Source organism: Rhizobacter sp. Root404 (assembly GCF_001425865.1).
Taxonomy (GTDB): Bacteria; Pseudomonadota; Gammaproteobacteria; order Burkholderiales; family Burkholderiaceae_C; genus LMDS01.
On sequence record NZ_LMDS01000004.1, the window covers coordinates 1,837,524 to 1,854,259 of the forward strand.

Consider the following 16,736-nt stretch of genomic DNA (forward strand, 5'->3'; position numbering starts at 1 on the left):
GCGATCACGGCCGGGACTTCGTCTGCACGGACAAAAGCTAGCGGATCGCCCACCGGATCGGCCAGCCGATCACCCACCGAAAGTCGATCTGGAGGTGTTCGTCGATCAAGGCGGCGACGCCGTCCTGCTTGCGCGTGCGGTGGTGCGGTAGGCCATCGGCGCAACCCCCCATTCGCTGCTTGAAGGCCCGATTGAACGGGCCAATCGAGCCGTAGCCGCACTCCAGCACGATGGTCAGGATCGGCAGATCTTCCATGAGCTCGCGCGACGTTGCCTCGGTCGTGCGAGTGGCCTGCGCCAGTTCTCCCACACTCAGTTCCTGGCGCGCCGCAAACTGCGCCCTCCCCGCAGTCTGCAGACCACGCGTCCGTCGCGGCAGATTGCAGTTCATCCCGCACAGTGCGCGGTTCATCGCGCACCGGTTGGCCCGGGCCGGTCGGGCTCCTAGAGTTCGCTCCATCACATCCCGCGAACGAACCGAACCAGGAGCCCCACCATGATCAGCCGCCTCACCCTCAGCGCCGTCATCTTCGCCATCATCGGCACCACCTCGCTGGCCTTCGCCGCGACGGTGCGTCACCCGCCGGTCGATGCGCCCGCCGTCGCCAAGCAGGCGCGCGTGGTGCAACTCGAACGCGTCGTCGTCGTCGCCAAGCGCCTCGCACCCGAAGTGCGCTGATCCTCTCCGGCGCGGCACACGCCGCGCACCGCTCTCCAGGTGTCATGCGCCTGAGGCCCTCCGGACTCCGGGCCTCGGGCGCTTTTTCATGGCGCTCCGGAATCGATCTGCAGTACACCTTCGCAACCTGGTACCGCCAAACGCCAACACACGAGTTGTTTTCGGCGGATACGCTAAAGCGAAGCCAAATGAAAAAGGGTCAGCTCGACTTGAGCTAACCCTTTGATATGTTGGTGGCCTGGGGCGGAATCGAACCACCGACACGCGGATTTTCAAGGCGGAGAAATGACTCCGGTGGCAAGTCTTACCATCGAATGCTCATGTGCCGGAGATCATCGGAGGGCTGCCTAGAGCGTGTGCCCTTCTACGATCTGGCTACGGGAACGCAGCCGCACCTCCGGATCTGCAATGTTAAAACCTAGACGCGGCTGACCGATGCCATCGGAGTTGCGCTGAATAACTAAGGACTCATGTGCCCGATTTGGTTGGTCAGATGATGCAAGTACTTGGGGTAGTTAATCCATTAATGGACTTAGCCAAAATTGCGCTCGGATTTTTTGCCGCCTGGCAATTCCTGGAACGTCGCAATAGACGAAATAAAGTCATGCAGGATCGCATGGCGGATGCTCTAGTTGCTGCTGAAGCCACAATCGCTGATCAGGCTAGGCAGATCGAAGTGTCAGACGGTCATGATCCGGATTCGTGGATGGCGAAAGCGAGTCGCGAGTTCGCAGATAGGAACGAAGAGAAGGGAATAACTCTTCTGACCGATTCCCTCTTGGAAAGACGACAAGCCATATCGCAAGTATTCCTCACGTTAGGTAAATACTACCTTAAGAATTTTCAAGTATTAGAGGCCGTTCGATTCGGAACCCTCGCAGCCAATATATTGCCCGATTCGGCAGAAGCGCAAGCGCTACTTATAGAAGCCGAATCTTTTCTCGAGATTGCCAAAATTCGATCAGGGAAGGACTCGTTCTATCACTCGCTGCCGAGCGGCGAGGCTACCCGCCCGATAGCCGCGAAACTGGTCGACTTGCTTTTGTTTGCCTCGGAGAGGAACAGTCGGAGCGGTTCGCCGCCGATCGCCTACCGTCTGGCGCAGGCAGCAAATGCTCTCGCTATTGATTATCTGCCGCCGGACGCTCTACTCGCACTTCAAGCCAGGGTTCGACTAGTTATTGCAGGTCGAGACCAAGGGGATATTAGCAATGCATTGGAGACTCTTTCGGATGTTGCCTCTCTCATACAAACGGATCAAAGCAAAGGTTACGACCTCCACTTGGCGGTCGAGTATTATCGTGCCGTGTTTCTATTGGAGGAGCAACGCGTAGCAGAGGCAAGAATAACAATTGAAGGCTTAATACCGAAACGTGCAAAACTCAGCGGCGAGTACGACGTCGAAACTTGTGCTACTCGCAGTCTTTACGGCCGAATACTGTGCGAAGCAAAAGACTTCGTCAAGTTGCGCGAAGAGCTGGCATGGTTTACCAAAAACGATGCGAGTCTGCCTCTCGAGGCCAAAACTTCGGGCGCGGCGTATCTGTCGGAACTGCGCGCAGAACTGCTTTGGCACGAAAACGAAAGGGCCAAAGCGATCTCGGAGTTACGCTCTGGAGTCGCTAAGCACAACGAAGCGTTTGGACCGGAGCATCCTGAAACTCTACGCCTGCGTTACCGCCTAGTGCAGCTGTTAATTCAAATTCCTGATCTATCGAACGCCTTGCTCGAGGTGTCGAATATTGCAAAGATCCAAGCAAGAGTGCTTGGAGATAACCATCCCAATGCACAAAAAAGCAAGGCTATGGAGGGCAAGATTTCACGGGCGTTGCAAGCCTGAAAGCTTGACGCGGGTAGACCGTCAGAGCAGACATGTCCACGGCCCCCCGGCGCGGCGCCTGCCACGCAGGCGTCGGGGGGCGGTGGGCATGTGTGCCGCGCGAGGGGCGTTTCAGGTTCCTTTCGCTGCTATCCTCTTCCCATGGCAACCAAGCCCAAAACCGTCCCATGGACCGCTGCTCCGGCGACCCCTGAGCAGGCGCGAGAGCGATATGCGTTCATCGACAAGGTCGTGCGATCTCTCCCGAATGGCGTCTACGGTATTGATGAGGTCGAGTCTGCGTTGGGCATGTACCTGCTAGCCCACCACTTAGGTTGGAAGGTGCTGTATTTCGTGCACAGCAAGAAGACGATTCGCAAATACGAAGAGATCCTCGGCATAAAGCTATCCGAGTACTTTCCTGACTTCGGTCCTGACGCCCCTCGTACGAACGCGTACAAGATCATCCAGGCGGTCACGAACTTCTGGAAGTTGGTTTCAGGTGACGAGAAGCCGCCCCTTGATATCGACAAGCGACAGATCTAGATAGGGGACCTTCAAGTTCCTTGACAGGGCATTTATGTTCCCTCTACCATGAGGGGACATGAATGACCTTCTCACTTCGATCGATGGCTCAGGGCTTCGGCTCGACTGCGGCGCGCCGAGAGGCGCGGCGGAGCGGGCCTGGAGCCCTGGGCTTGTCACTTCTCATACAAGTGGAACGCTCCAGGAATCCGGTCTCATAGAGATCGACCCGATCCTGACGCGGATGCGTCGGATGAAGCGCTCGGTGCTCACCGCAGCGCGGATGCATGAGTTCGAGCTAAGGCACAAGCGCCACAGGCCCGCCATGCTGACCTTGACCTATCGAGAGGTCGGGCAGTGGAACCCCAAACACATCAGTGATCTGCTCCAGCGCATTCGCGTGTGGGTGCGCCGCCGTGGTCACGGCCTGCGGTATGTGTGGGTCGCGGAGCTGCAGCAACGTGGCGCCCTGCACTACCACCTTCTTCTCTGGCTGCCACGCGGCCTGACCCTTCCCAAACCCGACAAGCAAGGATGGTGGACCCATGGGTCAACACGGATCGAATGGGCCCGCAAGCCCGCTGGCTACCTTGCGAAGTACGCATCGAAGCTCGACTCAAAGTCGGGAATTGGCTTCCCTGCTGGAGCCCGAATCCACGGGCGAGGCGGCCTCGACGACTTCGGCGCTTCGGTGGCGCAATGGTTCAACCTGCCCCAGTGGGCCAGAGAGGTCTGTGACCTGGCTGGCAGGGCAGTGCGCGTCAAAGGTGTCGGACTGGTTGAACGGGACAGTGGGGTTTGCTTGCCGTCGCCGTGGCGGGTGTCCTGCAGTCCCACTGGCATCTATGCGGAACGGCTCTTTAGCTACATGGACAGCCTCCGCGGCGTGGGAGGCCCCTTCTCCTGGCTGCCTCAAGCCGCCTGAGCCATGAGCACGCTCGACATCACAGCAGCGGCCGTGCTGCTCAAGGTTCATCCCAAGACGTTGCAAACGCTCGCCCGGCGAGGTCTGGTGCCGTCTTGCAAGGTCGGCCGCGCGTGGGTTTTCGTGGAGTCGCTACTCCTCGATTACCTGCGCGCCCGGTCCGTCGCCCGCTACGTCGCAACCCCTATCGAGGAGGACTCCGAATGTCCCTCTACAAGCGCAAGGATTCGCCCTATTGGTGGGTCAAGCTTTCTCCCATCCGCGGCGAGTCGAAGCCTCTACAGCAAAGCACTGGGACTCCCGACAAGCGACAAGCGCAACAAGTCCACGACCGTCTAGCCGCTGCTCGATGGGAGCAGGAGCGCCTTGGCGTTAAGCCACGCCACACGTGGGAGGAAGCGGTCTTGCGCTGGATCCTCGAGACCAAGCACAAGGCCACGCACGAAGATGACAAAGCAAAGCTGCGCTGGCTCGATCCGTTCTTGGCAGGTAAGCAGCTCCAAGAGATTGACAGGACCTTGATCGACCAGATCAAGTTCGCGCGCGAGAAGATCGCCAGCGCCGGAACGACCAATCGATACCTGGCGCTGATCCGGTCAATTCTTCGGCGCGCGTGCGACGAGTGGGAGTGGATCGAGCGCGTGCCGAAGTTCAAGCTCTTCCGAGAGGCTGAAGGCCGCGTCCGTTCGCTGACGGTTTCGGAGTTTGAACGGCTCCTCCGAGAGCTGCCCGAGCACCTTGCCGACATGGCCGTTTTTGCGGTCGCCACAGGGCTACGCGCAGCGAACGTCAAGGGGCTGCAATGGCAGTACGTTGACATTGCACTCCGCCACGCCTGGGTGCCGGGCAGCCAACACAAGAACGGCGCGCCGCATTCCGTCCCGCTCAATGAGATGGCGCTATCGGTTGTCCGGAAGCAGATCGGCAAACACCACGCCTACGTCTTCACCTACAAGAGCCAGCCCATCGGTCAGCTCAACACAAAAGCGTGGTCGGCGGCCTTGCAGCGAGCTGGCATCGAGAACTTCAAGTGGCACGACCTGCGCCACACATTTGCCACCTGGCATCGCCAAGCCGGAACACCCACGCACGAACTGCAGCGTTTGGGCGGATGGAAAACGGGTGCGATGGTCGAGCGATACGCGCACGTTGCGCCTGAAGCCCTGCAGGGCGCCGCTAGCCGGCTCGATGCCTTCGGCGGCTACGCTGCCGCTACGCCCAAACAAAAAGGACCTAGCGAGTAGCTCGCTAAGTCCTTGTTTGTTCTGGTGGCCTGGGGCGGAATCGAACCACCGACACGCGGATTTTCAATCCGCTGCTCTACCAACTGAGCTACCAGGCCGTGAGCCGACAATTATAGCCGAGGCCAGCGACGCCCCTTACATCCCGCCGCCACGCTTGTTGCGCGACAGGTCGACGCCCAGTTGCTTCAGCTTGCGGTACAGGTGGGTGCGCTCCAGCCCGGTCTTCTCGGCAACGCGGGTCATGCTGCCGTTCTCCTGCGCCAGGTGGAACTCGAAGTAGCTCTTCTCGAACGCGTCGCGCGCCTCGCGCAGCGGGCGGTCGAGGTCGAAGCTCTGCTCGGCTTGCGGGCCGAGCATCAGCGGCGTCGTCGGCAGCATGGCGCCGCCGGTCATCGCGGCCTCGACGGTCAGGCCGTTCTCGCCGGCGTTGTGAAGCGGCGAATTGGGCTGCGCCGCGGCGCGCGAGGCGGGCTTGGCCAGGCCCTGCTCGACGGCACGAAGCAGCTTTTGCAGCGTGATCGGCTTCTCGAGGAAGGCCATCGCGCCGAACTTGGTGGCCTCGACGGCGGTGTCGATCGTTCCGTGGCCGCTCATCATGATGACCGGCATCGTCAGCATCGAGGTGGCGCCCCACTCCTTCAGCAGCGTGATGCCGTCGACGTCGGGCATCCAGATGTCGAGCAGCACGAGATCGGGCCGCATGCGTTCACGGCAGGCGCGCGCCTGCGCGGCGTTCTCGGCCAGTTCGATCGTGTGGCCTTCGTCGGCAAGGATCTCGGAGAGCAGGGCGCGGATGCCCAGTTCGTCGTCAACAACAAGAATCGTGGCCATGAGTACTCAGTGCGCGCCGGAAGCGGCTGGGGTGCCGGGAGAAGAGAGAGATGTTGCGGACAGGGGGGGAGCGCCGGCTCCTGGCGCGAATTTCGCGAATGATAACGAGACTTGTGCCCCGCGCGGTATCCCGCCGGCCGCATCGCCTTCCACTCCCGTGCCGAGGTTGGCGATCCGCACGCGCGCGCCGTGCTCGTCGGCGATCTTCTTGACGACAGCCAGGCCCAGGCCGGTGCCTTTGGACTTGGTCGTCACGTAGGGTTCGAAGGCGCGCTTGAGCACCTTGTCCGAGAAGCCCGGCCCGTTGTCGATCACCTGCAGCCGCACCGCCCGCAGCTCGCCCTGCTCGGTGCGGGCGATCTCGGTGCAGATGCGGACCCGGCCGTCGGGCTGCTCGGCCACGGCGTCGAGCGCGTTCTGCACCAGGTTGTGGATCACCTGGCGCAGCTGGGTGCTGTCGCCGACAATCGCGGGCAGCGCCGGCGCCAGGTCGGCATGGAGCCGGCCGGACTCCTGCGCCGCACCGTACAGCCCGAGCACCTCGGCCACGAGCGCGTTCAGGTCGATCGGGATCAGGTGCGCCGCGGGCAGCCGCGCGTAGTCGCGGAACTCGTTGACCAGCGTCTTCATCGCCTGCACCTGGTTGACGATGGTGTCGACCGAACGACCGAGCATCGCCTGGTCGGCGCCCTCGAGCTTGGGGCCGAGCTTGTGCTGCAGGCGTTCGGCGGAGAGCTGGATCGGCGTCAGCGGGTTCTTGATCTCGTGCGCGAGCCGTCGCGCGACCTCGCTCCAGGCCTCGCTGCGCTGCGCCGAGACCAGCTCGGTGATGTCGTCGAACACCATCAGCGTGGCGCCCTGCGGCATCGAGGCGCCGCGCACCAGCAGCGTGATCGAGTCGTTGTCGCGACCGGGCTGGGCCGGCGTCTGGAGCTCGAACGAATCCTGCCAGTGGTCGCGCTCGCCGGCCTCGGGGCTGGTGCTGTGCAGTTCGAAGCGGTTGCCCACGGCCTGCGCAAAGGTCTCGAGGCCCGGCACGTTGGCGAGCGGCTGGCCGCGGTAGGCCGACAGCGGCAGCCGCATGATGCGCGTCGCGCCGGGGTTGACGGTGTCGATGTTGCCCTGGCGGTCGAACACGATCACGCCGGCGGTCAGGTTGTCGAGGATGGTCTGCAGGTTGGCACGGGCGCCCTCCACCTGGACGACGCTGCGCTGCACCAGCTCGCGCGCTTCCGAGAGCTGGCTGGTCATGTCGGCGAACGAGCGCGTCAGCCCGCCGAGTTCGTCGCGCGAGGCGAACACCGGCTTGCTGCTCAGATCGCCGCTGGCGACCTGGCGCATGCCTTCGGCCAGCAGCAGCAGCGGCCGCGCGAGCTGGTTGCTGAGCGTGACCGCCAGCAGCAGCGCGCCGAACACGGCGAGCACCAACGCCAGCGTCAGCGTGCCGATGTACATCTTGCGCAGCCCGCCGCGGGCGAGCGCGCGCTGCTGGTACTCGCGGTAGGCGGCCTGCACCGCCAGCGCGTTGGTCGCGAGCGCGCGCGGCAGGGGCTGGTTGACGAGCAGGTAGCGGTCTTCCTCGCCGAGCGTGAAGGTGGTGGTCGGGATGTACGCGATCGCCCGCACGCGCGCGTTCCCGGCGCCGCTGCCGCCGGCCGCCGGCTCTTCGTCCAGCCCGATCAACTCGCTGACGACCCGCTGGTTGCGCGCCTGGCGCAGCAGCGCGAGCGACGGCCGCTCCGGCATCAGGTTGGCCGCACTGCCGCCGGTGCTGAGCACGGCCTGGCCGGCGGGACCGACGATCGCGATGTCCTGCGCCGAGAGCTGCTCGCGCACGCGCTCGAGCGCCAGCGACTGCGCCGAGCCCGGCGTCTCGCCGAGCCGCTCGGCGGCCAGGCGGGTCTTGACGGCCACGTCGGCGACGACCGCGTCGAGTGTGCCCTTGCCGAGCTTGAGCCCGGCGTCGAGCGCGGTCTCGACCTTGACGTCGAACCAGCTTTCGATGCTGCGCGAGACGAACTGGTAGCTCACGGTGTAGATGAGCACGCCGGGCACGACGCCGACGAGCGCGAAGATCGCCGCCAGCTTGAGCAGCAGCCGGCTGCCGAACTTGCCCCGCTTGACGCGCAGCAGCAGGCGCACGCCGGCGATCACGATCACCAGCACCAGCAGCGTCGCGACGACGATGTTGACCCAAAGCAGCCACACGTAGTGGCGCTCGTACAGCGCCGGGTTGTTGGTCGCGATCGAGAGCAGGAACGCCAGCACCAGCCCGGCGCCGGTGGCGGCCACCGTCGAGATCAGCCATGCCCAACGCTGTGCCTTGGTCATCGCAATGTCAGATCAATTGATCTTCTGCGTGCGCTGCACCGACATCGCCCAGTCGGCCTGGCCGCCGATGCCGATCTGCATCGGGCGCGGCAGCTGCGAGGTGTCGAGCCGGAAGCTGAACTCGACGTAATGCCGGCTGCCCTCCTCGATCTGCGCCGCCTCGGCGATCTTCCAGCGGACGCTGCGGCTGATCGCCGCGAACGCCTCGGCGCGGGTCGTGTAGTTCTGGCTCAGGCCGCCGTCGAAGGTGACGCGGTAGGTCGAGGTCAGCGGCTGGAACACGATGCGCCAGCGCCGCACCGCGTAGCCGACGCGCTGGTCGCGCCAGTAGAAGCGGTTGCGGAAGACCTCGGCCTCGGCGACGAAGAATAGCGGCACCGCCTTGGTCAGCGCATCGTCGACGCTGCGCGACAGTTCGAGGTTGACGCCGTAGTTGAGAAACAGCCCGTCCTCGTTGTGGATGAGCTCGAAATTCGTCAGCTCCGGTTCGGCCGCGCGGGCCGTCGGCCAGGCGAGCCCCAGGGCCATGCCCAGCGCCAGGAGCCACGCCAGCGTCAACCGGAGCACGCTGCTCGAGCCCGCATGCCGCGAGGCGGCGGGCCGATGGTCGCCGTGAAGGGATGCCGCGCTGTGCATGGAGCCGTCGTGAACCTCAGGTGCTCTTCTCGATCAGGGCGTAGAAAAAACCATCCGCGGCCGCACTGATGTCGTGCACTGGGCGCTCGCCCCGATTGTCGGGCAGCGGCAGCAGGTGACCGGGCGATGCCGGGTCGGCGGCGGGGGCGGCATCGGGCTGCCGTTGCAAAAAAGCGTCGATCTGGTCCTGACCTTCGGCCTTGAACACCGAGCAGGTGCAATACAGCAACCGGCCGCCGGGCGCGAGCAGCGGCCACAGGGCGTCGAGCAGGCGCGCCTGCGTGGCCGCCAGCGCCGGGATGTCGCTGCTGCGGCGCAGCCAGCGCACATCGGGATGGCGGCGCACGATGCCGGCGGCGCTGCACGGCGCGTCGAGCAGGATCGCGTCGAACGGGCGACCGTCCCACCAGGTGGCGGGCGCGCCGGCGTCGGCGGCGATCGTCGTCGCGTTCAGCCCGAGGCGCCCCAACGTCTCGTGCACGCGGACCAGGCGCGCCGGGTCGCTGTCGAGCGCGAGCACGTCGAGATCGGCCAGTTCGAGCAGGTGCGCGGTCTTGCCGCCGGGGGCGGCACAGGCGTCGAGCACGCGGGCGCCGGGCGGGAGGCCGGCGCCGATCAGCAGCGGCGCGGCGCGCTGCGCCGCGGCGTCCTGCACCGAGACATCGCCCTGCGCGAAGCCCGGCAGCTGGGCGACCGCGCACGGGCGCACCAGTCGCAGCGCCTGGCCGCCGAGCCGCTCGGCATCGAGCCCCAACGCGGCGAGCCGCTCGAGATACTCGGCGACGCCGCCATGCCGCGCGTTCACGCGCAGCGTCATCGGCGGGCGCTGGTTGTCGGCATCGAGGATCGCCTGCCAGTCGTTCGGCCAGTCAGCCTTGAGCCGATCGACCCACCACCCCGGATGGTTGTAGCGCGCCAGCGGGTCACGCAGCGCCGCGGCCACCAGTGCATCGCGCTCGCGCAGGAAGCGCCGCAGCACCGCATTGACGAACGACGCACTCGGCTTGGCGCGTTGCCGCGCCGCATCCACGGCTTGGTCGACCAGGGTGTGCTCGGCGTAGGGCGCCTCGGCCAGCGGCCAGAGCAGCGCCAGCGCGGTCAGCAGCAGGGCATCGACCTTGGGCGGCGGCGTCTTCGGCGCCAGCAGCGTGCGCAGCGCCTGGGCGGCGCCGAGCCAGCGCAGCGCGTGGAAGCTCAGCGCCTGCGTGCCGGGGCGCGCGGCGCCGGGCGTGGCGGCCAGCGCCGTGTTCAGCGAAGCGCCTGCGCGCACCGCCTGGACCGCGTCCGCGGCGTGGTTCAGCAATTGCGCCAAGGGCAGCGACGAGTGCGGGGCGGGTGGCGGGACAGCGGCGTTCACCGCGCGCAGTCTACGGGCAGCCCGTCGGCCGGCCCGGCGAAATCCCGCATTGCGGTACGCTCGCAGCGTGTAAAGACCGGAAGGCCACTCCATGCGCGGCGAGCAAGCGACACCGATTTTCAGAAGCGAGGAAGACCTGGCGCGGCTCGCGGCGTCGGAACGCATCCGCTACCGCCTGATGGGCGCGGACTGCCGTTTCCATGCGAACGACAACATCTCGGCCTACATCCAGGACGGCGAGATCGACGAACTGCGCACCGAGGTCGAAGCCAAGATGCAGGAGGTGCTGCGCGCGCTGGTGATCGACACCGAGAGCGACCACAACACCAACGAGACCGCCAAGCGCGTCGCGAAGATGTTCCTGACCGAGGTGTTCCGGGGCCGCTACGTGCCGATGCCCGCGGTCACCGAGTTCCCGAACGCCGAGCGCCTGAACGAGCTGATGATCGTCGGCCCGATCAAGGTGCGCAGCGCCTGCTCGCACCACCTGTGCCCGATCATGGGCAAGGTCTGGATCGGCATCATGCCGAACGAGCACTCGAACCTGATCGGCCTGTCCAAGTACGCGCGCATCTGCGACTGGATCATGAGCCGCCCGCAGATCCAGGAAGAGGCGGTGACGATGCTGGCCAACGAATTGCAGAGCCGGGTCAAGCCCGACGGGCTGGCGATCGTGATGGAAGCGGACCACTTCTGCATGCACTGGCGCGGCGTCAAGGACGACGAGTCGATGATGACGAACAGCGTGATGCGCGGCGCATTCCTGAAGGACGCCAACCTGCGGCGCGAATTCCTCTCCCTGCTCAGCAAGAAGGTCTAAGGAGTACGCCATGCTGGTCCGACTGATGTATGCGAGCCGCGCCACCGAAACGGTGCGCCCCGAGGTGCTGAACGCGATCCTGAAGAAGTCCACGCACAACAACCCGGCCGTCGGCGTGACCGGCGTGCTGTGTTTCTCCGGCGAGATCTTCCTGCAGGTGCTCGAAGGCGGCCGCGGCCAGGTGAGCAAGCTCTACAACCGCATCGCCCAGGACCCGCGCCACCAGGAGGTGGTGCTGCTCAGCTACGACGAGATCGACGAGCGCAGCTTCGCCGGCTGGGCGATGGGCCAGGTCAACATGAGCCGCCTGAACCCGGCGCTGCTGCTGAAGTACTCCGAGGCTGCGGTGCTCGACCCGTACGCGGTCTCCGGCAAGGTCTCGATGGCGTTGTTCAACGAACTGGTGGCGACGGCGTCGGTGATGTGCCTGCCGTGACGTTCGCGGCGAGCCAGGCCTCGATGCGCCCGAGCGGCGCATCGATCGCCAGCCACTTGCGCCGCGAGGTGTCGCCGCGCACCAGCGTGACCGCCCGCTTCGGCAGGCCGAGCTCGCCGGCGAGCCAGTCGATCAGCAGCTGATTGGCCTTGCCGTCGACCGGCGGCGCGCCCAGGCGCACGCGCAGCGTGCCGTCGTGCAGCCCGTCGGCCGCGGTACGCTTCGCGTTCGGCTGCACGCTGACCGCCAGCCACGGCATCTGGCCGTGCACCGACAGGCAGGGCCAGCCCGCGGTCATGTCGCGCTCATGTCGACGTCACGCGGCCGTCTTCTTCGCCGCAGCCTTCTTCGCGGCTGCCGGCACGCGCGGCGCACGCGGCTCGAACTCGAACGTGACCTTGCCTTCCTTCTTGTCGTAGGCGAGGCGCGCCTTGAACTTCCGGCGCGTCTTGTTCGAGACGAAGCCCTCGAGCAGGTCGGTCTTGCCGGTCTCGAGCAGCTTGCTCATCTGCTCGCGCGCGACCGGCTGCTGCAGGATGATCTTGCCGCTCTTGAAGTCGCAGGTGACGTGGGCACCGACCGCGTGCTCGCACACGTAGCTGCTGCCGTGCTCGAACACCCGGCCCTGGTCCTTCGGGCAGGCGCCCAGTGATTCCTGCGCGGAGAAGTCGATCGGCTCGCCGGATTCGCCGTCCTTTTTCGCGTCCTCGCCGAAGTCGAACTCCAGCTTCCAGTTCTTGATCTCGTCGTCGAACGCGAGCTTGAGCTCGGCGGTGAACGGCCAGCCGGCCTTGGACCGGAAGCCTTCGAGCGGGCCGATCTTCTTCGCCGTCAGGAAGGTCTCGACCTCGTCGAGCTCGAACGCGCGGCTGCCCGGGATCTTGCTGATCGAGAAGCCGCAGCCCTCGGTCTTGCCCGGGATGCCGGTGCAGGCGAAGCGGCGGTAGTTCTCCTTGACGACGCCGCCGCAGTTCGGGCACGGCGCCTTGAGCGTCGCGTAGTCGCCGGGAATGGTGTCGCGGTCGTATTCCTTGGCCTTCTTGACGATGCGCTCGGCCATGCCGGCGATCTCGGCCATGAAGGCCTCGCGTTCGAGCCGGCCCTTCTCCATCTCGGCGAGCTTGAATTCCCAGTTGCCCGTCAGCTCGGGCTGGGTCAGCTCCTCGACGCCCAGGCCGCGCAGCAGCGTCATCAGCTGGAACGCCTTGGCGCCGGGCACCAGGTCACGGCCGTCGCGGTGGATGTACTTCTCGTAGATCAGCCCTTCGATGATGGCGGCGCGCGTGGCTGGCGTACCCAGGCCCTTCTCCTGCATCGCCTCGCGCAGTTCGTCGTCGTCGATCAGCTTGCCCGCGCCTTCCATCGCGCTCAGCAGCGTCGCCTCGGTGTAGCGCGCCGGCGGCTTGGTCTTCAGTGCGTTGACCGCCACGTCCTCGGTGCGCACGATCTCGCCGGGTGCCACGGCGACGAGATTGGCGTCGTCTTCCTGCGCCTCGCGGCCGTAGACGGCGAGCCAGCCCGGCTTGACCATCACCTTGCCGTTGGTCTGGAACTTGTGTTCCTTGTCCTGCACCTTGACGGTGGAGATGCGCGTCGTGACCATGAATTCGGCCGGCGGGAAGAACACCGCCATGAAGCGCTTGACGACCATGTCGTACAGCTTGGCCTCGATCTCGGACAGGCTCTTCGGCGCCTGCAGCGTCGGGATGATCGCGAAGTGGTCGGAGACCTTGGCGTTGTCGAAGATCTTCTTGTTCGGCTTGACGTAGCCTTCCTTGATCGCCGTCTTCGCATGCACCGACAGCGCGCGCAGCGGGCCCGGCATGTCCTCGGTCGAGATCATCTTCATCGTCTGCTTGACGACGTCGACATAGTCCTCCGGCAGGTGCTTGCTGTCGGTCCGCGGGTAGGTCAGGACCTTGTGCTTCTCGTACAGCGCCTGCGCGATTGACAGCGTGGTCTTGGCCGAGAAGCCGAGGCGCGAGTTGGCCTCGCGCTGCAGCGTCGTCAGGTCGTACAGGCCGGGCGAGCTCTGCGTGCTGGGCTTGGCCTCCTCGGTCACGCTGGCTGGCTGGCCGCGCGCGGCGTCGGCGATCGCCTTGGCGTCACGCTCGTTCCAGAGGCGGTCGGCGCGCTGCTCGGGGTCGTCGGGGTTCTTCTTCCACTTCGGGTCGAACCACTTGCCCTCGTACTCGCCGGCCTGCGCCGCGAAGGTGGCCTTGAGCTCCCAGTAGTCGCGCGAGACGTGCTTGCGGATCTTCTCCTCGCGCTCGACCATGATCGACAGCGTGGGCGTCTGCACCCGGCCCACCGTCGTCAGGAAGAAGCCGCCGTCGCGCGAGTTGAACGCCGTCATCGCGCGGGTGCCGTTGATGCCGACCAGCCAGTCGGCCTCGCTGCGGCAGCGCGCGGCGTCGGCCAGCGGCAGCATCTGCTTGTCGCTGCGCAGGTGCTCGAAGCCGTCGCGGATCGCCGCCGGCGTCATGCTCTGCAGCCAGAGGCGCCGCACCGGGTGCTTGCTCTTGCTGTGCTGCTGGATCAGCCGGAAGATCAGCTCGCCCTCGCGGCCCGCGTCGCAGGCGTTGATCAGCTCGCTCACGTCCTTGCGCTTGACGAGCTTGACGATCGCGCCCAGGCGCCCCTTGCTCTTGTCGATCGGGTTCAGGTCGAAGTGCGGCGGGATCACCGGCAGGTTCGCGAAGCTCCACTTGCCGCGCTTCACGTCGAACTCCTCCGGCGCCTTGATCTCCAGCAGGTGGCCGACCGCGGACGTGACCAGGTAGCCCTCGCTCTCGAAGTATTCGTCGTGCTTGTCGAACTTGCCGGCCGTGGGCGTGAGGGCGCGCACGATGTCCTGGGCGACGGAGGGCTTCTCGGCAATGATCAGTGACTTGGTCATGTTTCTTCTCGGTTCGCGCGGGGCTCGCCCCACGCATCAATACAATCCGGGCTTCTCGCGCGCATGCACGCACGTGTACGCACACGTACACGCACACACACGCGCGCACCCATGATTTCAATGTACATAAAGAATCCGATGACGCAAGACAGCGCCGCCAGCACCCCCGAATCGACGACCGCGCCGAAGAAGGCAGGCAAGCGCATCCAGGTGCGCAAGTCCGGCGTGCACGGCAAGGGCGTGTTCAGCACCGTGAAGCTCAAGAAGGGCGAGGTGCTGATCGAGTACATCGGCGAGGTCATCAGCTGGAAGGAGGCGCTGCGCCGCCACCCGCACGACCCGAAGGACCCGGACCACACGTTCTACTTCCACGTCGACGACAAGCACGTGATCGACGCCAAGTACGGCGGCAACGCCGCGCGCTGGATCAACCACGCGTGCACGCCGAACTGCGAGGCCGACGAGATCGACGGCCGCATCTTCATCAAGGCCTTGCGTTCGATCCCGCCCGACACCGAACTGTTCTACGACTACGGCCTGATCATCGACGAGCCGTACACCAAGAAGCTCAAGAAGCAGTTCGAGTGCCGCTGCGGCACGAAGGGCTGCCGCGGCACGATGCTCGCGCCGAAGAAGCGCGGATGAGCCGCTGACCCGCGATGCCGGACCAACCGATCCGCTGGGAGGCCGAAGCCCTGTGGGAGCAGCTGGTCCCGCTGTTGCCGGACATCAGCATCGAGGTCCTGCCGCGGACCAGCTCGACCAACAGCGTGTTGCTCGAGCGCGGCCGCGCGGTACCGCCCCGGCGCGGCCAGAGCGGCGAGACCGACGGTGACGTCCAGGTTCGACGCAGTGTCGAGAGCGCAGCGTTCGGGCGCCGCGCCGTCGATCTGCATCCCTGCCTGCTGGTCGCCGAGCAGCAGACCAGCGGGCGCGGACGCCAGGGTCGCGAGTGGCAGTCCGCGGCGGGCGCCTCGCTGACGTTTTCGCTGGCGCTGCCGATCGCGCGCGCGGACTGGTCGGGCCTGTCGCTCGCCGTCGGCGTGGCGCTGTGCGAGGCGCTCGAGCCGACCCCGAGCGCCCCGCCTCGCTTCGGCCTGAAGTGGCCGAACGACCTCTGGCTGATGGACAGCGACCACGGCCGCAAGCTCGGCGGCGTGCTGATCGAGAGCATCGCCGCCGGCGGCGGGCCGCGGCGCGCGGTCATCGGCATCGGCCTGAACGTGCTGCCGTTCGCTGCGGGCGCGGCCAGCACCGGCTTCGCGTCGTTGCAGGAGCTCGACGCGGCCGTCACGGCCCCCGCAGTGCTCGCGAGCGTCGCCCGGCCGCTGGTGCTGGCGCTGCAGCAGTTCGAGCGCGACGGCTTCGCCGCGTTCGCCGCACGTTTCGCGGCACGCGACATCCTGGTCGGGCGCGCCGTCACGACGACGCTGAAGGAGCTGCCGGAGGGCACCGCGCGCGGCGTCGCGCCGGACGGCGCGCTGCAGGTGCAGGGCGCGGACGGCGCGATCAGCTGCATCGCCAGCGGCGAAGTCAGCGTGCGGCCGGCACCGCAGTGAGGCGACGGCGATGCTGCGCGTGATCGTCGGATTGCTGCTGCTGGCCAACCTGCTCTTCTTCGGCTGGTCGCAGGGCTGGCTCGAGGCCGTCGGTTGGCGACCCGGCAGCGAGCGCGAGCCGGAGCGCCTGCAGCGCCAGGTGCGCCCCGAGATCATTCGCGTGCTGCCGCCGGGTACCGCCAGTGCCGCCAGCGTCGGTGCGGCCGCCGCCTGCCTCGAGGCGGGTCCGTTCGCCGAAGCCGAATTCGACGCCGCGCGCACTGCTGCCCAGGCCGCGTTGCCGGCGGGCAGCGTTTCGACCGTGAAGACGACCCAGCCGGGCAGCTGGATGGTCTACATGGGCCGTTATGCGGGCCGCGACGCGATGACGAAGAAGGAAGACGAACTCAAGCGCCGCCGCCTGCCCTACGAAGAGATCCGTGACAGCGCGACGCTCGCGCCGGGCCTGTCGCTCGGCCGCTTCGACAATCCCGACGCGGCCGCGCAGGCCCTCGAGCAGTTCAGCCAGCAAGGCATCCGCACCGCCCGGGTCGTCGAACTCGCTCCGGCGGTCGGGCGCTTCTGGCTGCGCGTGGACGGTGCCAACCCCGCGCTTGCCGCGCAGGCTGCGAAGCTCCAACTGGCCGCGAGCGGCAAGTCGTTCGCCGCCTGCGCGCGAACAACCGGCGCCTGAGC

The 16,736-nt window shown here is 66.0% G+C and carries 18 protein-coding genes and 1 tRNA gene; 11 read left to right on the forward strand and 8 right to left on the reverse strand.

Annotated elements, in window-relative coordinates:
* Nucleotides 1-37 precede the first annotated feature (37 nt).
* Nucleotides 38-412: a hypothetical protein gene (locus ASC76_RS12850; protein ID WP_157615601.1), complete on the reverse strand. Its 375-nt coding sequence runs from the start codon at nt 410-412 to the stop codon at nt 38-40.
* 84 nt (nt 413-496) lie between these two features.
* Here ASC76_RS12850 and ASC76_RS12855 point away from each other — a divergent pair, with 84 nt between their 5' ends.
* From ASC76_RS12855 to ASC76_RS12870, 6 genes are all read left to right on the forward strand, one after another.
* Nucleotides 497-679, forward strand: a complete 183-nt coding sequence (locus ASC76_RS12855) for a hypothetical protein (protein WP_056466185.1) — start codon at nt 497-499, stop codon at nt 677-679.
* A gap of 526 nt (nt 680-1,205) precedes the next feature.
* Entirely contained in the window at nt 1,206-2,519 is a 1,314-nt protein-coding gene (locus ASC76_RS25355) for a hypothetical protein (RefSeq protein WP_162247118.1), read from the forward strand.
* A 141-nt stretch (nt 2,520-2,660) separates the two neighbouring features.
* Nucleotides 2,661-3,044 (forward strand): hypothetical protein, encoded by a 384-nt coding sequence (locus ASC76_RS12860; protein WP_056466190.1) that lies wholly within the window; start codon nt 2,661-2,663, stop codon nt 3,042-3,044.
* Nucleotides 3,045-3,102: 58 nt separating this feature from the next.
* Nucleotides 3,103-3,948: an inovirus-type Gp2 protein gene (locus tag ASC76_RS12865; protein WP_157615604.1), complete on the forward strand. Its 846-nt coding sequence runs from the start codon at nt 3,103-3,105 to the stop codon at nt 3,946-3,948.
* 3 nt (nt 3,949-3,951) lie between these two features.
* Complete coding sequence (locus tag ASC76_RS26600) at nt 3,952-4,287, forward strand: helix-turn-helix domain-containing protein (RefSeq protein WP_082549075.1); 336 nt, start codon at nt 3,952-3,954, stop codon at nt 4,285-4,287.
* On the forward strand, nt 4,206-5,192 hold the full coding sequence (locus tag ASC76_RS12870; RefSeq protein ID WP_371262128.1) for a tyrosine-type recombinase/integrase: 987 nt from the start codon (nt 4,206-4,208) through the stop codon (nt 5,190-5,192). Before ASC76_RS26600 ends, ASC76_RS12870 begins: the two co-directional genes overlap by 82 nt.
* A gap of 22 nt (nt 5,193-5,214) precedes the next feature.
* Here ASC76_RS12870 and ASC76_RS12875 read toward each other — a convergent pair.
* The 5 genes from ASC76_RS12875 to rsmB form a co-directional block, all read right to left on the reverse strand.
* Nucleotides 5,215-5,290, reverse strand: a tRNA-Phe gene (locus ASC76_RS12875).
* Nucleotides 5,291-5,327: 37 nt separating this feature from the next.
* A complete protein-coding gene (locus tag ASC76_RS12880; RefSeq protein ID WP_056466199.1) occupies nt 5,328-6,023 on the reverse strand; it encodes a response regulator in 696 nt (231 codons plus the stop codon).
* A gap of 6 nt (nt 6,024-6,029) precedes the next feature.
* The gene (locus tag ASC76_RS12885; RefSeq protein ID WP_056466202.1) at nt 6,030-8,354 is read right to left on the reverse strand and encodes an ATP-binding protein; all 2,325 of its coding nucleotides are present in this window, start codon (nt 8,352-8,354) and stop codon (nt 6,030-6,032) included.
* Between the two features lie 12 nt (nt 8,355-8,366).
* On the reverse strand, nt 8,367-8,990 hold the full coding sequence (locus tag ASC76_RS12890; protein WP_056466205.1) for a DUF4390 domain-containing protein: 624 nt from the start codon (nt 8,988-8,990) through the stop codon (nt 8,367-8,369).
* 16 nt (nt 8,991-9,006) lie between these two features.
* Nucleotides 9,007-10,347 (reverse strand): 16S rRNA (cytosine(967)-C(5))-methyltransferase RsmB, encoded by a 1,341-nt coding sequence (gene rsmB / locus ASC76_RS12895; protein ID WP_371262116.1) that lies wholly within the window; start codon nt 10,345-10,347, stop codon nt 9,007-9,009.
* Between the two features lie 91 nt (nt 10,348-10,438).
* On the opposite strand from rsmB, the gene folE reads away from it, so the two are divergent.
* Nucleotides 10,439-11,167 (forward strand): GTP cyclohydrolase I, encoded by a 729-nt coding sequence (gene folE / locus ASC76_RS12900; RefSeq protein WP_056466208.1) that lies wholly within the window; start codon nt 10,439-10,441, stop codon nt 11,165-11,167.
* Between the two features lie 10 nt (nt 11,168-11,177).
* A complete protein-coding gene (locus ASC76_RS12905; RefSeq protein ID WP_056466211.1) occupies nt 11,178-11,603 on the forward strand; it encodes a BLUF domain-containing protein in 426 nt (141 codons plus the stop codon).
* Here ASC76_RS12905 and ASC76_RS12910 read toward each other — a convergent pair.
* Complete coding sequence (locus ASC76_RS12910) at nt 11,560-11,901, reverse strand: DUF167 domain-containing protein (RefSeq protein ID WP_056466214.1); 342 nt, start codon at nt 11,899-11,901, stop codon at nt 11,560-11,562. The two genes, ASC76_RS12905 and ASC76_RS12910, sit on opposite strands and share 44 nt — an antisense overlap.
* A gap of 18 nt (nt 11,902-11,919) precedes the next feature.
* Complete coding sequence (locus ASC76_RS12915; protein ID WP_056466217.1) at nt 11,920-14,502, reverse strand: DNA topoisomerase III; 2,583 nt, start codon at nt 14,500-14,502, stop codon at nt 11,920-11,922.
* Nucleotides 14,503-14,640: 138 nt separating this feature from the next.
* Between ASC76_RS12915 and ASC76_RS12920 the strand changes: the two genes are divergently transcribed.
* The 3 genes from ASC76_RS12920 to ASC76_RS12930 are packed head-to-tail and all read left to right on the forward strand — an operon-like array spanning nt 14,641 to nt 16,734.
* Nucleotides 14,641-15,147, forward strand: a complete 507-nt coding sequence (locus tag ASC76_RS12920; RefSeq protein WP_056466220.1) for an SET domain-containing protein — start codon at nt 14,641-14,643, stop codon at nt 15,145-15,147.
* Nucleotides 15,148-15,161: 14 nt separating this feature from the next.
* Complete coding sequence (locus tag ASC76_RS12925; RefSeq protein ID WP_056466224.1) at nt 15,162-16,061, forward strand: biotin--[acetyl-CoA-carboxylase] ligase; 900 nt, start codon at nt 15,162-15,164, stop codon at nt 16,059-16,061.
* Between the two features lie 10 nt (nt 16,062-16,071).
* Nucleotides 16,072-16,734: a hypothetical protein gene (locus ASC76_RS12930; RefSeq protein WP_056466227.1), complete on the forward strand. Its 663-nt coding sequence runs from the start codon at nt 16,072-16,074 to the stop codon at nt 16,732-16,734.
* Nucleotides 16,735-16,736: the final 2 nt, after the last annotated feature.

Excerpts from the sequence above, each read along its gene's own strand:
- ASC76_RS25355 (WP_162247118.1), top strand. The coding sequence starts at position 1,206 with ATGGACTTAGCCAAAATTGCGCTCGGATTTTTTGCCGCCTGGCAATTC.
- ASC76_RS12925 (WP_056466224.1), top strand. The coding sequence starts at position 15,162 with ATGCCGGACCAACCGATCCGCTGGGAGGCCGAAGCCCTGTGGGAGCAG.
- ASC76_RS12855 (WP_056466185.1), top strand. The coding sequence starts at position 497 with ATGATCAGCCGCCTCACCCTCAGCGCCGTCATCTTCGCCATCATCGGC.
- ASC76_RS12860 (WP_056466190.1), top strand. The coding sequence starts at position 2,661 with ATGGCAACCAAGCCCAAAACCGTCCCATGGACCGCTGCTCCGGCGACC.
- ASC76_RS12850 (WP_157615601.1), bottom strand. The coding sequence starts at position 412 with ATGAACCGCGCACTGTGCGGGATGAACTGCAATCTGCCGCGACGGACG.
- ASC76_RS12930 (WP_056466227.1), top strand. The coding sequence starts at position 16,072 with ATGCTGCGCGTGATCGTCGGATTGCTGCTGCTGGCCAACCTGCTCTTC.
- ASC76_RS12890 (WP_056466205.1), bottom strand. The coding sequence starts at position 8,990 with ATGCACAGCGCGGCATCCCTTCACGGCGACCATCGGCCCGCCGCCTCG.
- folE (WP_056466208.1), top strand. The coding sequence starts at position 10,439 with ATGCGCGGCGAGCAAGCGACACCGATTTTCAGAAGCGAGGAAGACCTG.
- ASC76_RS26600 (WP_082549075.1), top strand. The coding sequence starts at position 3,952 with ATGAGCACGCTCGACATCACAGCAGCGGCCGTGCTGCTCAAGGTTCAT.
- ASC76_RS12920 (WP_056466220.1), top strand. The coding sequence starts at position 14,641 with ATGACGCAAGACAGCGCCGCCAGCACCCCCGAATCGACGACCGCGCCG.
- ASC76_RS12910 (WP_056466214.1), bottom strand. The coding sequence starts at position 11,901 with ATGACCGCGGGCTGGCCCTGCCTGTCGGTGCACGGCCAGATGCCGTGG.
- ASC76_RS12885 (WP_056466202.1), bottom strand. The coding sequence starts at position 8,354 with ATGACCAAGGCACAGCGTTGGGCATGGCTGATCTCGACGGTGGCCGCC.
- ASC76_RS12905 (WP_056466211.1), top strand. The coding sequence starts at position 11,178 with ATGCTGGTCCGACTGATGTATGCGAGCCGCGCCACCGAAACGGTGCGC.
- ASC76_RS12865 (WP_157615604.1), top strand. The coding sequence starts at position 3,103 with ATGAATGACCTTCTCACTTCGATCGATGGCTCAGGGCTTCGGCTCGAC.
- ASC76_RS12915 (WP_056466217.1), bottom strand. The coding sequence starts at position 14,502 with ATGACCAAGTCACTGATCATTGCCGAGAAGCCCTCCGTCGCCCAGGAC.
- ASC76_RS12880 (WP_056466199.1), bottom strand. The coding sequence starts at position 6,023 with ATGGCCACGATTCTTGTTGTTGACGACGAACTGGGCATCCGCGCCCTG.